The sequence below is a fragment of the Roseobacter sp. genome (assembly GCF_039970775.1).
In the GTDB taxonomy this organism is placed as follows: Bacteria; Pseudomonadota; Alphaproteobacteria; order Rhodobacterales; family Rhodobacteraceae; genus Roseobacter.
Window position 1 is genome coordinate 1 of sequence record NZ_JBDVLG010000016.1, and the last position, 19598, is coordinate 19598.

The window sequence follows — 19598 nt, forward strand, 5'->3', positions numbered from 1 at the left end:
CAGACCTCATTCCGCATTGGGCAACCTGACGCCGGCGGAATTCTTGCAGAGAAAGGCGATGGACAAAATGGCAGCTTAACGCCAAAGATTTAACCCTAAGGACTCCGCGCAAAGCTGGAGGAGACTTGGGACTCAGGTCACCTATCATGTGTTTGCTGGCTTGCGTGTCGGCAGGGTGTGTCCGCCTGCTTGGAAACCTCAATCAAAACAGCCAACGCCAAATACTGCCCATCCGACGTTCGGTTGGAGGCAAGCAGGTTTTGCAACATCAACGTAAGCGTTGCCAAAACCGCACCCAAGAGGTGCATCGGAGATCTGAACAACGCCAAAGGACTGTCCACAACCAGCGCCCGCGCCGCGCGCTTTTGGAGCGACGTCAGCCAAATATCCCGACTATAGCCCGCAGAATGTAATTCCATCTTGGTTCCCGCCGATATCGGTGACGGGTCACAATTGATCATGATATCAGCGATCATTTTCTGCGGTGGTTCCGCCCCAAATTTTGTATGTGTTTGGTCCACAAACAAAAAACAGTTTGTTGCAGTTGTAGTGGCTGCAATCAGGTCCGCTATATTCTGAACCGCATTGGCTGTATGGGTCTTGTTTGATACATAAATAAAGCTACTGTACTCTTGGGTTTTCTGCGGCGTTACTGCACCCCAAGTGCTTGTTTCTGCTCCGCATCTTTTAGAAAATACCTCTACCCAACGGCGCGTAATACCGTCAGCGGCATCTGCCTCGTTCCACACCACACAGGGTTTTGCTCCCAGATTGGCGCGGGCGCATATTTTTAACAATGCACGCGCGCTGTAACCCGCGGTCCAAATCGGATAGGGCGGCGACGGGATGATCCACTGCCTTAGTAACCCACCAACGCGCACAGACCCCTTTGGACGGAAGCGTTTGGGAACGATCCTTGACAAAACGGTGCCCAAAACACCCTCACGTTGGCTTGGTTGTTCTTCGGTTGCGAGCTCTGGCGGAGCGTCACGCCCCGGCCCGCCGCCGCGGTAGGTTTGCCAGAAGGCCACGCCTTGCAGCCAATACCTATGAAACTTGTCTTCTTTGGGCTTCGTGAGATGTGTCGTGATCCGCGCGACGTAATGATCAATTTCCCGCCGAGCATCGACAAGTTTGTCAGGCAAGTCAGCGGCATGGAATACAACGTCTTTGGTTCCGCAAAACCGATGCTCGGCAGTTGTCCATTCCTGCAAGCCCTGTGCGATGGCCTCCGGCGTGGTAGAGCCTATTTTAAGCATTTCAGCTTCTTGCTGTTCAGGTTGTAGTTCAAGCATGAAAAACGTGTCGGAATCGTCAATGACGTCGATTGGCCCATCAGGGACCAAAGAGGGAACGAAGCCGTAGTCTGAATATGATGAAACCAGCGGCATTGGCACCTGCGGCCGGATGGCAAGCATGAAGATAAGGAAGTTACGGGATAAAAGCGTATCCTCATCAACGCGCCAGTACACCTGAGTAAAACTCGTGTTATAAATGGATGGCAGCGTTGCAGTTCTTGAAATTACGGTGCGGTGCGGATGATCCAGCGCAATGCGTACGGCATCGCGTGACGGCAGAACCAGCTCAGGACGATCCGCTGAAAGTCGTGCCTCAAGCAGGGGAAGGGCGGCTTCCGCGTTGGCCCGCAACGAAGCAGACATAATTGCACCCGGTTTGTCAGTCAGACGCTCCGCCAACGCCCCCAGACTGCCATCCGCCAGCACAAAATCAGAGTTCATGAACACAAACCACGTCTCTGTCTGCGCCGCGCCCGCGTCCATTATCCCGCGTGCGTAGGCTAGGGTCAGCGTGACACCGTATGCCCCAGAGGCGATCAAATCATCAATATATATAAAGCTGACTTTGGCAACTTCGCACAAACGATGAAAGCTTGGCTCCCGTTCAAAATCGGCGCGGGATGCTTCGGTGGTCAGGATCACGCATTCCAATTCGGACGTGCATGCCAGAGCCGGCATGTTGCCCGGCGCCAAAAAGCTAGGAAGCGATACAGAGACAAACTCTCGAATGTAGCGCGGTCCCCAGACAACTGTCAGAAAACGCACCTTTTGTTTTGAGATCAATTGTTTCACCCTTTTTTCATTCACCTCAGTCTATGTCTGGAAAAACCCGCCGCCAACGCCACCGCCGACTTGCGCAACAAAAAGAATGGTACGTGTCTGAAACATCACGCATGGCTTCACATCGCCTCACCCATCCGGCTCGAAAATGGACCGTGGGCTAGATTGGAAAACCGACCGAAACGCCCCGCCCGCATCAACAAACGCCTGATTGCGCCCGATAACTGCATCCTCGTTATTTATCGATAACGCGAGCAGGCAGAGCTTTACGCCCCGCTCTACCAACGCCGAGCTGGGCAAAATCGGCAACCGTGCTCCGGGCAGAAATTTACCCTGCTTTTGCGGCGTATCATCTGCGACAAAATCAATCAGGTCGGCAATATCCAGGAAGTTAACGAAGGCATGCGCCAGATGACCCGCCCCAAAAAGAGCAATCGGCCCCTGTTCGGCACGAACCGCTTCAAGACGCGTGCGGACGTCGGTTTTTGTTTTGTCATAGGCGCTTGCGTAGGCCGCAAGCAACCCGCGCTGTTCCGGCACTGTTGCGATATCGCCAGAAGGGGCATCGGTTTTCTGAGCAATGAGCACAAGGGAGTTTTCAAACGGGCGTGGGTGAACATCAAGGCACAGCGTTTTGAACCCACCCAATGGCGGGATTAACCCAAATGTCTGCGGGGTAAAGTACAAAGAATGCTCTTCCCACACCATGCAATAGTCATGGTCAATCAGGTTCGCGCTGCAGTCGGGGATCTCTAGCATGATCAACCCCTCAGGTTTAACCAGCGCCGCCAGCCCAGCCATGAACGCCCCCAGATTTTCAGCGTGTTCGGTAATGTGCCGGACGATCAACAAATCCGCGGGGGCCCGCGCCTGTGCAACCTCCGCCATCCTATCGGGCGTGCAGAATTTCTGAACCGTTTCGATATTGGCTCTGGGGTCAGCGATGCCCAGATCTTGGGCAAGATCCAGCCGCCATGTTTGGTTGAAACCCTTGGCCCGAAACCGGTCGATGGTTGTGTCGTCTTTGTAGCTAACTCCCGCGATAACACTGTCTGCGCCCAACGTGCCATAAGCCAAAATCTGGTCGACGGTTTGGTCAAGGTGCTCTTCGGGTTCGCGGGCCAACAGCCAATCATAGGGCGGGATCAGCGCGCTATGTGGCACCGGCTGCATCATCTGAACGGTCCCGCAGCGGGCGCATTGACCAAGGCGCAGACCAAACGTTTGCTCAGGCGCGTCCTGCGTTGCCAAAAAGAAGGACGCCACCGGGTGGGTCCCCACATCAAGATGTTGCTCAACACGATCAGCCGCACAAACAAGACAGGTCATCATAGTTCTCCGTATTTGGGGATATCGTCGCCGCGCCGCCACCGCATTTAGGTCGTGGCCCCCACATCGTCAGGAAAAAGCGCGCGCATAAAGCGGTGGCCGTCAGGCAGGTCACTTTCGTCCGGCGCCCAATCTGCGGCGTTGCTGGTGCTGGGGTCAAACGGACCTGTTGTGGTTTCAACAAAGACGGTCCATTCGCTTTGAAAAAGTAGCGTGTGGTATCGGTTGTTCGGCATGCGGTAAAAAAACGCACCGTCCCCGCCGGGCGCAGACAACTGCGCCTGCGTTTGTACGGCACCAGTATCTTCAAACAGGATAGCGACACAGCGCCCCTCGATCAGGCTGAATGTCTCAACGCGGGTGTGATGGCGATGTGGCTGCACATAGGCTTCACGGTGCATCACGATAACCATTTCCTGCTGCAGGTCGTCGGGCCCAGAATGGAGGCACAAACGGGCCCGTTTTCTGGGTGATGCACCCGCGATCATTTTGAGAAATGCGATATCCTCGGGACCAACCGCCCGAAAACCGCCGTCACTGTAAAAAACCTCGGGAGCGACCTGCCGAAACCCGGCCTTAGACATGCATCTGCCTCGTTCCTAAATCTTGCGGCGAAATGCCCCGGCACCGGGCTGCATCTCTGCACTGATGGGTTGAAAAACACGTTAACCACGGTTTTCCCACGGATGCAATTATTAGGCGCGCCACGGGTTTGGTTGCCTGCTGACCGCGCGGTGTTGTGCATGGGTATCGGGCTACGACGGGTAAAACCGTGGGGTTTGCGGCGCTCATTTACACGCCGTCCAGGCGTGGTTTGCGTGGCCTGTTTTGCGCCAAGGGGTCCGTGGTAACAGGGGTGTGCGGACCTTGCGGTTGGTCTTGGGGGTGAACGCGTTGTTTTTCAATTTCGGCGTTCAATGCCGCGCCGAGCAAGACAAGAAAGCTGCTCAGCCACAACCAGATCAACATCGCAATCACAGCCCCGATAGACCCATAGACCTCGTTGTAGTTTCCAAAATGACGCACATAAAATGAAAACGCGATAGACATCGCGGCCCAGCTTGTTCCTGCGACGATGGCACCGGGGGACAACCAACTGGTCTTGGCGCTTTTGCGGTTGGGACCAAAACGGTATAACAGGCCAATGCCGCCAAAAATCACTACAATCGCGATGCCCCACCGCAACACGTCAAGCGTCAACGACGCGAGCGGCCCCAGAGGCACAAACGCCAACACAATGGGCGCGATCACAATCGTAAGCACAGATACCACGCCCACAGACAACAAGCTGACCGTCAACAACAGCGCACGCAAATAATGCCAGAAACTCGACCGGCCTTTGTGGCCGTACACCAAATTCAGCCCGTGTATCATGGCACCAACCCCGGCCCGCGCCGACCACAACGCGACCCCCAACGACACCACACCGGCCCACCCCAAGGTGCCGGAGCTTGCGCTGACCAACGTCACGATCTGGCGGTTGAGAATATTGTAAACCGCGTCGGGCATCAGGTCGCGGAAGCCTTCAAGCTGCACGATGACCACCGCCGGATCTGCGATCAGGCTGAGCACCGCGATCAACGCCGCAAGCGCTGGAAACACTGACAACATCGAATAAAACGCAACCCCAGCCGCAATCAGGCCAAGGTTATTTGCAGCGATCTGCTTGCCTGCCCCGAAAACGGCGGTCCGGCCCATCGCAAAGCTGAAACGCTGCGGTTCGTTCATTCTATGCGGCGACCTTCCCAGTACGCGGCCCGGCCAGCAGCCAGACGATAAAGCCAATGATCGGCAGGACCAAAACCAAAAGCGTCCACAGGACTTTGGGCCCTGTTGTTGCCCCGGAACCGACGATGGAAACCAAGGCCCAAATATTCAGGACCAATACAATAAATCCACCTACTCCTGCGTACTCTAACATAGCTTTCTCCTGTGTGACTGTCGAAAGTAAAACGCACCAGCCCCATTCGAGTTCCCAGATTGTTTCAGCCCGCCGCCCGCGTAGCTTGACACGCGCCCCCTCGCGGCGTGAATGGGGTGGTGAAATGAACCCGTCAGGACCACCATGCCCCCATTTGCCCCTGAATTGATGTCTCAAATCCGCGACCGTTTTGCGCATGTAGACAGTTGCCCTTTCCAAGGCCCCCGTATCTTTTTCGAAAACGCGGGCGGGGCATTAACGTTGAACGCGGTGGTCGAAACCTCGGCCCGTTTTGCCGCCCTGCCCGACAATCAAGGCCGCGACAACCCCGCCGCCCATGCGTTGGGGCAGATCATCGCTGATGCCAAATCGGACATGGCTACATGTTTCAATGCGCGCGGCGGGCAGTTTTTTGTGGGCGAAAGCGGCACGGAACTGACATTTCGCCTGATCCGTACGGCAGTGATGGGCGGGGGCGCCGGTGCTGCGGTCATCGGCAGCACGGTGGAACACCCCGCATCACGGTCCGCCGCGACGCATTGGGCAAACGCCGCAGATATGCCCTACATATCCGTCCCCCATGACGACGCGACAGGGGCCGTAACCGCCGATGCTTATACCGCACATATGACACCCAACGTGCGCGTCGCCACGATTTTGCACACCTCGCCAGTGACGGGCATCGCCAACGACGTTGCCGCGATTTCGGCCGCCATTCGCGCCGTGGCCCCGGATGCGTTTGTCATCGTTGACGGCATCCAACACGCCAGCCACGGCCATATTGATATCGATACCTATGGCATCGACGGGTATGTTGTATCGCCCTACAAGATGTTCTCGCGGCACGGGTATGGGGTTGCGTGGGTGTCGGACCGGATGACCGCCTTGCCCTTGGAGCATCTGATCAACGGCCCCGAAACCGCGTGGGAGATGGGCACCCGCGACACCGGCGCCTATGCGACGTTTGCCGACGTGGTGACCTATCTGGACTGGCTGGGCACACAGCACACCACCAGCCCAGACCGTCGCACCCGCATCGAGGCTGCAGGGGCTGCGATCCACGCCCATGAACACGCGCTGACGCAGGCGATGCTGCATGGGTTGGGCAACCTGCCCGGCCTTGCCGATCTGCCGGGCGTCACCATTTTGGGCGGTGCCGATAACCCTGCCCGCGAGGGTCTTGTGTGTTTCGCCTTGGACACCCTGCCCGCAGCCGACATCGTGGCGGCCCTGAACGCGCAGGGCATCCGCACCCATATCCGCAAAGCCGACCATTATTCGGGCAACATTCTGACCCCGTTGGGCCTGCAGGGGGCTGTGCGTGTGTCCTTGTGTCACTATAATACCCTCGACGAGGTCCGCAGTTTTCTCACCGCCATAAAGGGCATCACTGCGGCGCGCTAACCCGCGCTGCATCTCGGTGATATCGGCGATCTGCCTGTGTGGCTCTTGCCAACGGGCGGGCGGCGGCTCACTACTTGAGTATGTCACAAAATTCACGCCTCTCCGCCGCCATTGATGCCAAACGCGACGATCTGGTCGCGCTGACGCAACAGTTGATCCGCATCCCCACGCTGAACCCACCGGGCGACTGTTACCGCGACATCTGCGAACACCTAGACGCCCGCCTATCTGCGCATGGGTTCCAAACCCAACTGATCCGCGCGCATGGCACCCCCGGTGACAGCGAAAAATACCCCCGTTGGAATATCGTCGCCCGCCGCGAGGGCACGCACCCCGGCGACTGCGTGCATTTCAACAGCCACACAGATGTCGTCGAGGTTGGGCGCGGCTGGACGATGGACCCGTTTGGCGGCGATATCAAAGATGGCAAAATCTACGGGCGCGGGGCCTGCGACATGAAGGGCGGATTGGCGGCCTCTATTATCGCGGCAGAGGCGTTCATTGAAACCCACCCTGATTTCAGCGGCGTCATCGAGATTTCCGGCACCGCAGACGAGGAATCGGGCGGGTATGGGGGCGTCGCCTATCTGGCCGAACAGGGTTTTTTTGACCCGACCCGCGTGCAGCATGTGATCATCCCCGAACCCCTGAACAAAGACCGCATCTGTCTGGGGCACCGGGGCGGCTGGTGGGCCGAGATCGAAACCAAGGGCGAGATTGCGCATGGGTCCATGCCGTTTTTGGGTGACTGCGCGGTGCGCCATATGGGGGCCGTGCTGGATACCTTCGAAAACAAACTCTTTCCCGCCATGGCCCTGCGCCGGACCGATATGCCGGTCGTCCCCGAAGGCGCGCGGCAATCCACAATGAACATCAATTCCATCCACGGGGGCCAGCCGGAACAAAGCGCAGATTTCACCGGCCTGCCCGCCCATTGCGTACCCGACGCCTGCCGCATCACCATCGACAGACGGTTCTTGGTCGAAGAACCCTTGGATCAGGTGCGCGCCGAGGTCACAGGGTTGCTCGAAGAGCTCAAATCCACCCGCGCCAATTTCGACTATGAGCTGACCGAGCTCAACAGCGTGCTGCCCTCCATGACAGACAAGACAGCGCCCATCGTGCAAACGGTCGCGCAGGCCATCCAAGACGTTATTGGCACGCCCCCCGAATACGTCGCATCGCCCGGAACCTATGACCAAAAGCACATAGACCGGATTGGCAGACTCAAGAACTGCATCGCCTACGGGCCGGGTATTTTGGAACTGGCGCATAAACCGGATGAATATGTGGGCATTGATGATATGATCGACAGCGCCAAGGTCATGGGGGCCGCGCTTGAAAAGCTATTGATGCCCCAGACCGTCTGAAAAAGGGAGCCTCTTTTCATGAACCATTTCGTCACACGGCTGGCCTGTGCCAGCTTGGCAGCGCTCGGCGCCAGCATGGGGGCCGCATGGGCCCAATCTGATATCACCGTCGCCGTGCAGCTTGAGCCGCCGCACCTTGATCCGACCTCGGCCGCGGCTGGGGCCATTGATACGGTGCTGTATTCTAACGTCTTTGAAGGGCTCACCCGGTTTACGGCAGACGGTGCAGTTGTGCCCGGCCTCGCCGCCAGTTGGGATATCAGCCCCGATGGGCTGACCTATACCTTTGCGCTGCAAGATGGCGTGACCTTTCATGACGGCACCACATTGGACGCCGAAGATGTGAAATTCTCGCTCGACCGGATCTTGGCGGACGACAGCGCCAATGCGCAAAAAGCACTATATGCCGCGATTGCATCGGTTGATGTGATTGACCCGCTGACCGTGCGGCTGACCTTGTCAGAACCCAACGGCAATATGCTGTTTAACCTTGCCTGGGGCGACGCGGTGATCGTGGCACCAGAAAGCATCGGGACGATCAAACAGATGCCCATCGGCACCGGCGCGTTCAAATTTGTGAACTGGGTGCAATCTGACCGGATCGAATTGGCGCGCAATGATGCCTATTGGGGCACCCCCGCCGCGCTGGACACCGCGACGTTCAAGTTCATATCCGACCCAACGGCGGCGTTTGCATCGGTGATGGCCGAAGATGTCGACTATTTCTATGCCTTCCCCGCCCCCGAAAACCTACCGCAGTTTGAGGCCGACCCCCGGTTTCAGGTGCTTGTCGGATCGACCGAAGGCGAAACAATCCTAAGTACGAACAACAAGATGCCGCCCTTTGACAACCCGCTGGTGCGCGAGGCCGTGGCCCATGCGATCGACCGGCAGGCCATCATTGATGGTGCGATGTTTGGCTATGGCACGCCCATTGGCACCCATTTTGCCCCCCACAACCCCGCCTACAAAGACCTAACCGGGCAGTCGTCTTACGACCCAGACAAGGCACGCACATTGTTGGCCGAGGCAGGATTGCCCGATGGGTTTGAGACCACATTGCACCTGCCGCCCCCCTCTTATGCGCGCCGCGGTGGCGAGATTATCGCCGCGCAATTGGCGCAGGTGGGCATCACCGCGCAGATCGTGAACGTGGAATGGGCGCAGTGGCTGGAAACGGTCTTTAAGGGCAAGGATTTCGGCCTGACCATCGTCAGCCACACCGAACCCATGGACATCGGCATCTATGCCAACCCGGATTATTATTTCCAATATGACAACCCGGATTTCCAGACGCTGATCGCCAAGCTGAACACCACCACCGACCCCGATGCGCGCACCAGTATGATGGGCGATGCACAGCAGATGATCGCGGATGATTACGTGAACGGGTATCTATTCCAACTGGCGCAATTGTCTGTGGCCAAGTCCGGTCTGCGCGGCTTGTGGACCAATGCGCCCACCCAAGCCACCGATCTGACAGGCGTCAGCTGGGTCGACTAATCCACCTCAGGGGGCTGCGAATCGGTGGCCTCCTGGTTTTGCCGCGCATCAAAAACGAGACCAGACGCCTCAGTTGTGCACGCTGCAAAACAGCATTTTACATACGGTATGGTATGTAAAATGCAGCAATCAATGGCTTGCGGCAAAATTGATAAGCCATCCTTAAATCCAATGTCTGAATCTCGCCGATCAAAGCCCCCAACGCTTGCCCGAACACCACCTTAGCGTGTACTCTGATCACACGAGGACTGGGAACACCCAAAGCTGGCTTATCCCTCGGGACGCCGCCCCTTTGGAACAAAGGAGACTGCCTTGACCGACCTACAACAGCGCGCAAACCAACTCGAAGATCAGATCAAAACCGCCACGCACACCGAACGCATGGCGCTGCAGCCCCAAGTCGACCGTGTGGTCGCCACGCTCAGGGCCACGGGGCAGAGCGTCCCGCGTAGGCTTGAACGCATGAACAACGAACTGCGTGACGAGGCCATCGAAGACATGTTCGACAACATGCCTATCTAAACCAACCGGGCGCGTCCGGCCCATGCTTTGGCAAGAAAGCCCGCGGCGCGCCCTGCTTTTACGTCACGACATACGCCGCGCAAATGCCGGTGGCAGGGTACTGGTGTCGCATGCAGCCGTAAACATACTTATGCGTATGTTTTGAGCTTTGAGTCATGAAAAAGGACACAAGCTGCAAGCGTCGAGCGGCTCCATGTCCAGCACAATTTTGAGCGAGGCGCTCAGCCCCAGCATCAGGTTGGCCACCGGCAAAAAGCTGATCTGCGGCATTGAAATACCCATCATCGGCGCAAAAAGCGCGGGCGTGGCCATCCCGGCGCCCAACTGTACTGACTCCATCGAGGGCAGCGCGTCCAGTTGCATCTGAAGGTCCAGCGCCGGCATCGGCGGCATGGGAAAAGGCAACCCTCCCCAAAACCGCATCATCGCCCGAATTGGCGCAAGGCCAGCACCCGACAGGCCGATATCGCCAAACGCCAGTTTGATCGTGGCCAATGAACTCAAGACAAGTGCGAATTTGCTAAGTTGAGGCAACGAGATGCCAAGCTGAGGCGGCTTGATACCGGCCAACCCCATCAGCGCGCTTGTCATGCCGCGTGCGACGCCATCCTCGCCCAAAGTGGGCAATTGAAAGGTCTCGGTCAGGGAAAACAGGCTGGGCAGGCCCATCAAAATCCGCGCCATGGCGAGTTGCGGACGCGGCATCGACATCCGGAAATGATGCCCCGGATAGCTGACCCGTGGCATCGTGTAGGACATCTCGAGCGGGTCGATCCCCAGCGCGCGCAGGTCCAGCACCATCCGCGCCGCGAGCGCAAAATTCAACAATGGCGCCATCTTAAGCGAGGCAAGCCACCCCGCCAGCGGCCAGACGTTGGTCATCATCGTATCGCCCATTTGTTGCAGCGAAAGCTCCAACGCGGGCAGATCCATCAAGGGAAACGTCCCTCCCACCAACGCCAACATCGGCGCGATCTGAAACAACCCACCGCTTGGCATCGACAGGGTCGGCAGGGTGAGGTTGCTCATGAAAGCGCCCAGCTGCATGTCCAGCCGGTTTTCGGGGGTGATTGCTGGCAAGGCCAACGCCAGTTGCATTTGCAACGGCACCTGCGGCAGCGCCATCGAAAAGCTGGACGAAATCCGCGACGGGATCGCCGCCGCCGGGGTTGTGCAAAAACAGACCATGCTGTGGTTCCTTTTCAGACCTCGACCACGATGACCGACACATTGTCAGCCGCGCCACCGTCAAGGGCGATGTGCAGCAATGCGTCGGCAAGGGTCGCAATGGGCGTCTCGCGCATCACGCGGGCGAGGACTTTGTCACTGGCGTACCGGGTCAATCCGTCCGAGCAGAGCAAGAACCGATCCCCCCGTGCAACGGCCCCGCGGCGTTTTTCGATGCCCGGCACGGGCCCCACGCCCACGGCTTGGGTGATCTGGTTGCTTTGGGGGTGATCTGCGGCGGCCTCCTGTGTCAGCTGCCCGGCACTTACCAACGCCGCCACAACCGAATGGTCCTGAGTGATCTGATCCAACCGCCCGTCGCGCAGCCGGTACAGCCGACTGTCCCCGGACCACAGGCACAAAAAATGCGCCCCCGCCAGCACCAACACCACAACGGTGCTGCCCATGGTGCGTTTGCCCCGGCGTGCGGCTTCGCATTGGATCTCGGCATGCGCCTGCCCTAGTGCGGCACGCAACCGCGCAGGCAAGGTGTCGGGCGATGGGTCCGCAGGCAGGGCCGCCAATGCGTCCACCACAGATTGGCTGGCAAAATCACCACCCCCATGGCCGCCCATACCATCCGCAACGGCCCAAAGCCCCAGATCGGGCATGGCAAAGATCGCGTCCTCATTCACCGGGCGGATCAGGCCGATATGGGTGCGTGCACTAAAGCGCCGCATCATGGTTTGGGTCATGCAAAATACTCCGGCCTCGTGGGCTGTGGTGGCTGCCAATAGGGCGCTTGCGCGTCAAAAAGGGCTGCGGTCTGTGCGGGGCCTGCCGGCAATTCCGGCACGCACATCAGCCGCGCCACATCCGGTGATGCCGTGACCCAGATCGACCCACCCCCCTGCCCCAATCCGGGCGGCACATCCGCAAGGCCCGGCAATTGCGCCAGATGATCTTTGAACGCCATCAAGGAAGCGTCAGGTACCGTCATGCTCAGCACTGCGCGTTCCAGCCGTTCGACCACGGGCTGCGCTGCGAGGTTGGCGGCCAACGGGGGCAGGTCCGTTTCACACGCGACGCAAAAGGGAAACGCCCGGCCCACCCTGTCGTGGCTTGGCATCACAATGCCCACCGCGCCACGCGGCCCCAACAGCCCCGGTGCAACACTGAACCGCCAGATCGGCGCGCGCAAGTACGCCGCCCACCATGCCTCGGGCGCGCGCGCGGTGCGCGACTGCTCCAACGTGCGCTGCATCCAGATGTCCCATGCGTCGACAAACCCCACCGACAGCCCCCCGCGCAGAAAATCACCGGCCATCGGCAGTTTGCCATAATACCCAAACCCCACCGCGCGGCTCATAGTGACGCCGGGCAGCCAAAGCCCCCAAGTGCATCAAGCGTGAAGGGGTTGAGCACAGAGCCCGCGCGCAGTTCGAATATCGCGATCTGCCCACCTAGGGTGAACACCACGCGGTTGCGGTCACTGACGTTGGTGCGCCGCAGTTCCGCGCCGTCTAGCAGGCGAAACAGAGACCATGGCCCTTGCGTGCTTAGGTCATTGCGCCCGCCGGGTTGTCCGGGGCTAAAGGCCACGCGGCTGCGCGCGCCGGGGGTGCCGGGCCATACCAGCGCGCTGGTTTGTGGGGGGCCATGGGCATAGCTGACGATTTGGCCGCCGGTTTCCAACGTGACCCGTTCCACCACAGGATCCAATGCGGCAGGCGTAATTTCAAACCCTACATTGAGCAGGCCGGAGCCGGTGAAAAAGCTGTTCTTGATCTCATCGGCCCGTTGAAATTGAGCGATCACCCCGGTTGGCAACCCCACGTCGATCCCGTTGACGCGCCGGACCTGCCACGGATCTTGCGTGGTATCGACAAACTGCGCGAGGTGCGTGTCAAAGAAACGCTCGATCAGGCCACTGGGGCCAAAGAGGCGGCCAAAATCCTGCAACGCCACGTCTTCTTGTGCGCCCCGGTCAAACGGATAGCGCCCCTGCGTGGCCCGCGTGCAAAATGGCAATACCTCGGCCTGCCAGGCCGCGTTGATCTCGGCCCGTGCGCCCCCCACTGCGGCCCCGGCAGAGGCCTGCACCACCTGCCCGGCCCAACGCTCCATGGGTGCAGGCATCCGCGCGATTTCGGCCTCTAGCTGCGCGGGCGCGTTTTCGGGACCGTCCAGCAACGCATTGCTGAGGTTCTGACCCAAAGACAGCCGGTTCAACGCGTCATAGACGCTGGTCATCAGGCCCATGATCCGGTCAAGCTCAGACGGTCCTTCTGTGCGGTTGGCAAATTGTTGCAGGTCGGCAAAACGGTCCTCGACGAATTGCCCCGGTACGGGTGGGCTCTCATCGGGGATCTGCTCCAACGTGCCGCGCACGGCATTAAAGAATTCCTCGAAATCAAGGCTCAAACTGCCCGCAATCTCGTCAATGGCGAACTCCTGCGCCTGACCTGCTGCAGCACCCGTCACCGCATCAACCGTGGGCACAGCCGTCAGCCGGGTTTCTTCGGCGACGCTGATCAACAGGTTGCGCAACGGCGACACCGGACCCGACAGGATGTTGATCACATCGGTGGCTTGCGCCAGGCTCGTGATTGGCAAAATATCGATATCCGCCAGCAATGCGTCATAGCGCGCCACATAGTCGGTTTCATATAGCGCCAGCACATCGCGGGTGATCAACGCACGTGCTTGCGGGCTGTCTTCGATCTGACCTAACGGCCCAAGGATACGACTGTCGCGCAGCGCGCGGTCCCCAGCCAGCAAGACCTCGGGCAGGAAAAACTCATAAAACGCGCTGCGTGTGTACACCCCTTCGATGCCTTGGCTCAGCGGACGACCAGAAGGGCGCACCAGCACGCGCGACGCCGCCGGGCCACCGGCTTGGGTGATGCGAAACGGGGCCAGCGCCTCAGCGGCGGGCGTCGTGACGATGCTGCGGTAAATCCGTTCGGATATCGGCGTTTCCGCCAACACGGCCTGCGCCTGCGCGATCAACGCCCCGTCAAGCGCGATGTCCTGCATGGGTTGCGCCAGCATCTGATCCAGGTGCCCGCGCAGATCGGCCTGTAATTCGGGCGCGCCTGCATGCAGATCTGCCCAATCTTCGGCCATCCACCCAGCCACATGCGCACTGTCCATAGGCACCAAAAGCCCCAACATCATATAAGATTTCAACGCATCAAAAAGCGCATCACTGTCGCGCAGGTCGCGCCGCATCACCTCTTCGATCCGGACCAACATCCGTGGCAACATGAGCGTATTGAGCGCGGCACGGTAGCTTTGCGCCGTCTCGGTGCCGATCACATCGCCCTGATAAAGCCCATAGCGCAAGGCGCGGGGCGGTTCGGGGTCTGTGGCCGCCGGATTGCCCGGCAGATCGCGCAGGATATTCAGCGCAACCGCAACCGGGGCCAGATCTGTATCCGCCACAGGGCTGGGGGGCAAAGCCGCGGCCAGCACCTCAAAGCGCGCGATTTGCCCGCCGGTGTCTGCCAAAAGCGCCCGGTTGCCGATAAAGCTATTCAGCAGCACACCGCCGATCAGGGCAAAGCCCAGCACACCTGCGCCAATCGCCCCGCGCGTGGCCCACCGGGTGCGCCGTTCTACCGTATCATCGCGCGACACCAGCCCGGCCTCGCCAAAGACCACATCGCGCAACAGTCGCGTCAGGAAAAAGCTACGCCCCTGCCCTTGGCCCGTGCCAATGGCCTGCCGCCCGATGCCAAAGCTCTGCGCCATGCCGGCCATCAAGCGGTCAATGGGCAGGCCCTCTTGCGTGCCAGAGGTGAAATACACACCGCGCAAAGGCAACGGCGCATGATAGCGGCTCTCTTGGAACACGTCGTCTAGGAATTGTTCAGCGGCCTCGCGCAGGCTTGCCATCTGCGCCGGAAAACCCGCGATCAGGGCTCGGCGTTGGAAATCCGTCTCGCTCTGCATCCGCTCTAGGCTATGATCGCTAAGGCGCGCGACCAGCGCATCAAATTCCGTGGCAAACCCGGCGATGCCTGCGTCTTTCGGCAAGGTCATACCCCAGACCTGCTCGCGTTCTTGGCTGCCCAGCCCGTCAAAAAACTCCTGAAAACCGGCGACCAAATCAGCCTTGGTCAGCGTTACATAAACCGGGAAATTCACCCCAAGCCGGTCGCGTAGTTCTTGTAGCCGCAGACGGATGGCCTGCGCGTGACTGGCGGCGGTGGCGGCATCCATCTGCGCCAGATCCGACAGGCTGATCGCCACCAGCGCACCATTGATCGGCTGACGTTTGCGATGCTTCTTGAGCATGTCAAGAAACCCCGCCCACGCGCGACTGTCTGCGGCGGCATTGCTGTCTTGGGTGGTGTAGCGCCCGGCGGTGTCCAGCAACACGGCCTCGTCGGTGAACCACCAATCGCAGTTGCGCGTGCCGCCCACACCGCCAATGGCCCCCACGCCCATCGTTTCGGCCAGCGGGAAATGCAGACCTGAATTCACGATGGCCGTGGTTTTGCCCGCACCCGGCGGGCCGATCATGATGTACCAAGGCAGCTGATAAAGATGCCCTTTGCCAAACCATCCACCCGCACGCGTTTTGCGCAACGTCTGTAGCGCCGTTTTCAGCCGCGTGCCGATGTCACCAAGCTCGGCGGTCACGGCGGCTTCTTCGGCGTCCTCCGCGTGGACCTGACGCGCCATTTCGTCGGTGATCTGGGTTTCATGGCTGCGCCGGGTCAACAACAAGACCAGCACCAAAATAACCGCCGCCGCAAGGATAGACAGCGTGCCTGCCACCCGGTCCAGCACCGTATCAAAGGGCCGCACGCCTGCGATTTCCAGCAAAGGCCCGAGGTACCACAAAGGCCCCAGCAACAGCCCCGCAGTCAGCACCACAATGCCGATGGGGGACAAAAGGACGTTCCAAAAGAAATGACGGATCATGGCTCAACCTGCCTTTATCAAAATAATGTCGATGCGACGGTTTTGGGCGCGACCCTCGGCGGTGTCATTGGGCGCGATGGGGTCGCTGTCGGCGCGCCCCTCGGCGGTCAGCCGCCCCGGATCAAAGAGCGTCTTGGCGATCTCGCTCATCACCGCTTGGGCGCGCGCCAGCGACAGGGCCGTGTTAGACCCAAACCGCGCGGTGTTAATCGGGACATTGTCGGAATGGCCCGCAATGATGACGGGCCCCGCCTCTGGGTCCAGCGCGCGCGCAACCCGGTCGATCAACGGGCGGATATCAGGGCGCAGCACGTCAGAGCCCGACCCAAACATCCCCTGCCCGTTAATGCGGATGCGCACAGTGTTGCCTTCGCCTGCGACACGCACCAGATCCTGCGCGATTTCCGGCGCCAAAAAACCACGGATCCGTTCTAGCGCGTCGAACTTCGGGATCACCGGTGCAGGGGGCGGCGGGGGTGGCGTCGGGGTGGGCGCACGCACAAGGCTCGCAGGCCCCGCGACATCAAGCGCCGCGATTTGCCCACGAACGCGGTGGGTGTCAAAGCCCAGCAGAAAAGACAGCACAAAAAACGCCGCGGCAATGCCTGCCACCGTCACCCCCCCCAGCAACCAGATCGGCATCCACACCGACAACACGCGGTGTGCGACATTCAACCCACGCCAGCGGGGCGACAGATCCGGCTCTGCACGGCCCCGTTGGGCGCGAATGCTGCGCGCCAATCCATCCCGCAGGCTCAGGTGTTTTTCGGCGCCCCGTGGGGCCACACGCAAACGTCCCTCAAAGCCCAACGCGAGGCACATATATAACAGCTCCAGCAAATCCAGGTTTGTGCCGGGATCGGCCTGCAACCGGTCAAGTAAATCGTAGAAGCGTTCGCCGCCGTGGGTTTCACGATGAAACGTGCCAACCATGCTTTGACGTGCCCAAAGGCTCGCGCCGCCCCACGGCGTATTGAGCACCACGTCATCCACCGTGGCACAAAGCGCATAGCGCGCCACCGTTGTGACCCGTGCCGGCACACCGGCCTGACCCGCGCGCGTCTCAAACGCGCGGATTTCGGCGGTGACCCCATTGCGCAGCTGTTCTGGGTCGTTGTGACCGGCGCGGTTGCGGATGCGCCCAACCAGTTGAAACAGCGGCGAGGCTGCCACACACAGCGGGTTCAGCCCGGCCATCCCTTGGGCAATCTCCAACGGCGGCTCGGACGGGGTATTCATGGGTGTGGTCGCGGCGGGCACGGGCGGGGCCACGGGGGGTGTCAACCTGCCGCCGGGGTTGAGCCGGATCACGGTTTTATCGGTGTCACCGGGTTCTGCGAACGGGTCGTCCTGGCTCATGACGCGGCCTTTCCGGCGCGGATCGCCCAAAGTTCCATCTCCAAATCCGGAAAATCGCCCGCTACATGGATCGCCAACCCGCCAGAGCCACGCATTTGTTGCCAATATGGGTTGGCGCGGTCGATCTCAAAATAAACGACCCCTGCGTGATACGGTACCTGCCGCGGCGCCACCGGCAAGGCACGCAAATCCAACCCCGGTAGGGCAGAGTTCACAAGTTGGCGAATTTCTTCGACCGGGCCCAGCTTGGCCTGTCCGGGGAAATGGCGCCGCACGCTTTCGGCAGGGACGCTGGCCTTGGCCGCCAGAATGAACTTGGCCGTGGTCAGCAATGATTTGTCTTCGATCATCGCCACCGACACGCCGTAGTTGCGTTGCTGCAGCGGGATTGCCACGGCGTTTTGCTCCAACACCATGCTAAGATTTTCCCGCAACGCGCGCATGACCGGGCGAAAACTGCCCGTCAGATCCGCGTGGCGGTAAATCGGAAATTCGGGGGCCAAACGGTCCTGCGCCATAAAGCTTGCCAGTTGCCCTGCAAGCCCCACAAGCTGTTGGTATATCGCGGCCGGGTGCACGTTGGGGGTGCTGTGCAGGTGGCGTATCTGCGGCAGGGCTGCGTTGATTGCGATCAACAGCAGGAAATCAGATATCTCGGCCACGCCCTTGGCCGTTCCGTTTTGCACCAGACGGCCCGAAAGCGCCTGTGCACGGTGGCTCAAAAGGCCCTCAAGTTCCTCGAGGAAATCATGCAACACGGGCGCGGCACGCGCATCAAGGCAAGAGGCGATAAATCCCTGATCAAGCATGATTTCGCCCCCCGCACGCACCTCGCGGATACGCGCAATGGGGATCACCAGACGGTCAGTCAACTCGTCAAGATCCAACGCCAGCGTCATGCGCAGCTTGCCCACCGCAATCGACGCCGCGCGCGGGTCGCGCCCGCTGCTGTCCATCACGTCGATCTCGTCGGGGGCATAGCGCGATGCAGCGCTTGGGTCGCCTGTCAGATCAACCTCTGCCGCGCCCTCACGCCGGGTGGGTACCGTCAGATAAACCACAGCGTCCTTGACCGTTTCGGGCACATCAAGCGCGGCAGGCAGCGCATCCACCTGCGGGATCTGAAACACCGCCCCGTCCGGGGTCAGCCCCCGCGCCGATGTGACCGCCAGCTTGCCCAGTTTTAACAATTCGCTACCAAGGCTCAACGCGTTTACGCCCCACCCATAGGGTGTCAGATTGCCGGCGACCCCGGCGACCAATGCCTCGGTATAGCGGTCTTGTTGCTGGAAATGTTGAGGCTGTAGAAACAGACCTTCTTGCCAGATGACTTTGTTGTGCCAAGACATGTGATAGGGCTCCTTGGGCGGGGTCAGCGGATCGTGACGCGGTTGCCGGTGAGTGTGATCGCAACCGTATTTGACGCGTTTGGCATCAAGGTCCGGGTGGCCGAAAACGCGCCATCGATGTCACGGAATGCCGCGACCACGCCGATGGCTGCGGGCGGTGTTGTCGCGAAACTTTGGGTGTTGGTGATGATGCGCCCCGGTGCGAGGCCAAAGGTCTGTGTCGCGATCAGATCATCGCCCAACGTCGTCTCTGGAACCTCGAAGAGCGCAAAGAAATCTGCGGCCCGGAAAACGCGCGCATCGGCGAGGTAGTAGATTTTTACCTGCGCGGGGGCGCCGCCGTTCATATCGGCGGCCCCGGTGATGCTCAGCGCGACATCTGTGGGCGTCGGGCCTTGGCTGGCACAGGCACCAAGCGCACCAAGGGCCAGTGTCGAAAGGATCAATTGGCGGCGGGGGATCATGGGGGTATCCTTCATAGTTTGGAAATTTGTTGTTCATAGGCGCGGGAAAATTCCCGGCCAAAGGTGGCTTGAAAATCGTCTTCGGTTTGGCGCACCAATGCGCCGTGGTGGCGGACATAAGCGTCCCACGCGCGTGCCTTGGGGTTGCTCAGCAATCCGCGGGCGGGGGGGTCGGATACGGCTTCGGGGCTCAGCTG

General features: G+C 60.0%; 17 protein-coding genes. 4 read left to right on the forward strand and 13 right to left on the reverse strand.

What is annotated here, in order from left to right; translation table 11 throughout:
• Positions 1–137: 137 nt before the first annotated feature.
• The 5 genes from ABJH13_RS02915 to ABJH13_RS02935 form a co-directional block, all read right to left on the reverse strand.
• Positions 138–2090, reverse strand: coding sequence for a hypothetical protein (locus tag ABJH13_RS02915; protein ID WP_348404716.1), 1953 nt, complete (start codon positions 2088–2090; stop codon positions 138–140).
• Positions 2091–2207: 117 nt separating this feature from the next.
• A complete protein-coding gene (locus ABJH13_RS02920; RefSeq protein ID WP_348404717.1) occupies positions 2208–3407 on the reverse strand; it encodes a methyltransferase domain-containing protein in 1200 nt (399 codons plus the stop codon).
• A 47-nt stretch (positions 3408–3454) separates the two neighbouring features.
• On the reverse strand, positions 3455–3991 hold the full coding sequence (locus tag ABJH13_RS02925) for a WbuC family cupin fold metalloprotein (RefSeq protein ID WP_348404718.1): 537 nt from the start codon (positions 3989–3991) through the stop codon (positions 3455–3457).
• A 208-nt stretch (positions 3992–4199) separates the two neighbouring features.
• A complete protein-coding gene (locus ABJH13_RS02930; protein WP_348404719.1) occupies positions 4200–5135 on the reverse strand; it encodes a YihY/virulence factor BrkB family protein in 936 nt (311 codons plus the stop codon).
• Between the two features lies 1 nt (position 5136).
• The gene (locus ABJH13_RS02935; RefSeq protein WP_348404720.1) at positions 5137–5328 is read right to left on the reverse strand and encodes a PLDc N-terminal domain-containing protein; all 192 of its coding nucleotides are present in this window, start codon (positions 5326–5328) and stop codon (positions 5137–5139) included.
• Positions 5329–5472: 144 nt separating this feature from the next.
• Between ABJH13_RS02935 and ABJH13_RS02940 the strand changes: the two genes are divergently transcribed.
• The 4 genes from ABJH13_RS02940 (at position 5473) to ABJH13_RS02955 (ending at position 10127) form a co-directional block, all read left to right on the forward strand.
• The gene (locus ABJH13_RS02940; RefSeq protein WP_348404721.1) at positions 5473–6732 is read left to right on the forward strand and encodes an aminotransferase class V-fold PLP-dependent enzyme; all 1260 of its coding nucleotides are present in this window, start codon (positions 5473–5475) and stop codon (positions 6730–6732) included.
• An 80-nt stretch (positions 6733–6812) separates the two neighbouring features.
• Positions 6813–8102 (forward strand): acetylornithine deacetylase/succinyl-diaminopimelate desuccinylase family protein, encoded by a 1290-nt coding sequence (locus ABJH13_RS02945; RefSeq protein WP_348404722.1) that lies wholly within the window; start codon positions 6813–6815, stop codon positions 8100–8102.
• 18 nt (positions 8103–8120) lie between these two features.
• On the forward strand, positions 8121–9605 hold the full coding sequence (locus tag ABJH13_RS02950) for an ABC transporter substrate-binding protein (protein WP_348404723.1): 1485 nt from the start codon (positions 8121–8123) through the stop codon (positions 9603–9605).
• 312 nt (positions 9606–9917) lie between these two features.
• Positions 9918–10127, forward strand: a complete 210-nt coding sequence (locus ABJH13_RS02955) for a hypothetical protein (protein ID WP_348404724.1) — start codon at positions 9918–9920, stop codon at positions 10125–10127.
• 153 nt (positions 10128–10280) lie between these two features.
• Here the strand turns inward: ABJH13_RS02955 and ABJH13_RS02960 are convergent, their stop codons facing one another.
• The 8 genes from ABJH13_RS02960 to ABJH13_RS02995 form a co-directional block, all read right to left on the reverse strand.
• Complete coding sequence (locus ABJH13_RS02960; RefSeq protein WP_348404725.1) at positions 10281–11315, reverse strand: hypothetical protein; 1035 nt, start codon at positions 11313–11315, stop codon at positions 10281–10283.
• Positions 11316–11329: 14 nt separating this feature from the next.
• Entirely contained in the window at positions 11330–12049 is a 720-nt protein-coding gene (locus ABJH13_RS02965; RefSeq protein WP_348404726.1) for a protein phosphatase 2C domain-containing protein, read from the reverse strand.
• Complete coding sequence (gene tagF, locus ABJH13_RS02970; protein ID WP_348404727.1) at positions 12046–12663, reverse strand: type VI secretion system-associated protein TagF; 618 nt, start codon at positions 12661–12663, stop codon at positions 12046–12048. Before tagF ends, ABJH13_RS02965 begins: the two co-directional genes overlap by 4 nt.
• Positions 12660–16229, reverse strand: a complete 3570-nt coding sequence (gene tssM / locus ABJH13_RS02975; protein WP_348404728.1) for a type VI secretion system membrane subunit TssM — start codon at positions 16227–16229, stop codon at positions 12660–12662. The genes tagF and tssM overlap by 4 nt, the downstream gene beginning before the upstream one ends.
• A gap of 3 nt (positions 16230–16232) precedes the next feature.
• A complete protein-coding gene (gene tssL, locus ABJH13_RS02980; RefSeq protein WP_348404729.1) occupies positions 16233–17588 on the reverse strand; it encodes a type VI secretion system protein TssL, long form in 1356 nt (451 codons plus the stop codon).
• The gene (gene tssK, locus ABJH13_RS02985) at positions 17585–18937 is read right to left on the reverse strand and encodes a type VI secretion system baseplate subunit TssK (protein ID WP_348404730.1); all 1353 of its coding nucleotides are present in this window, start codon (positions 18935–18937) and stop codon (positions 17585–17587) included. The genes tssL and tssK overlap by 4 nt, the downstream gene beginning before the upstream one ends.
• Before the next feature lie 23 nt (positions 18938–18960).
• Positions 18961–19401 (reverse strand): type VI secretion system lipoprotein TssJ, encoded by a 441-nt coding sequence (gene tssJ / locus ABJH13_RS02990; RefSeq protein ID WP_348404731.1) that lies wholly within the window; start codon positions 19399–19401, stop codon positions 18961–18963.
• Positions 19402–19412: 11 nt separating this feature from the next.
• The coding region (locus ABJH13_RS02995; protein WP_348404732.1) for a type VI secretion system-associated FHA domain protein at positions 19413–19598 on the reverse strand (186 nt) is incomplete at its 5' end.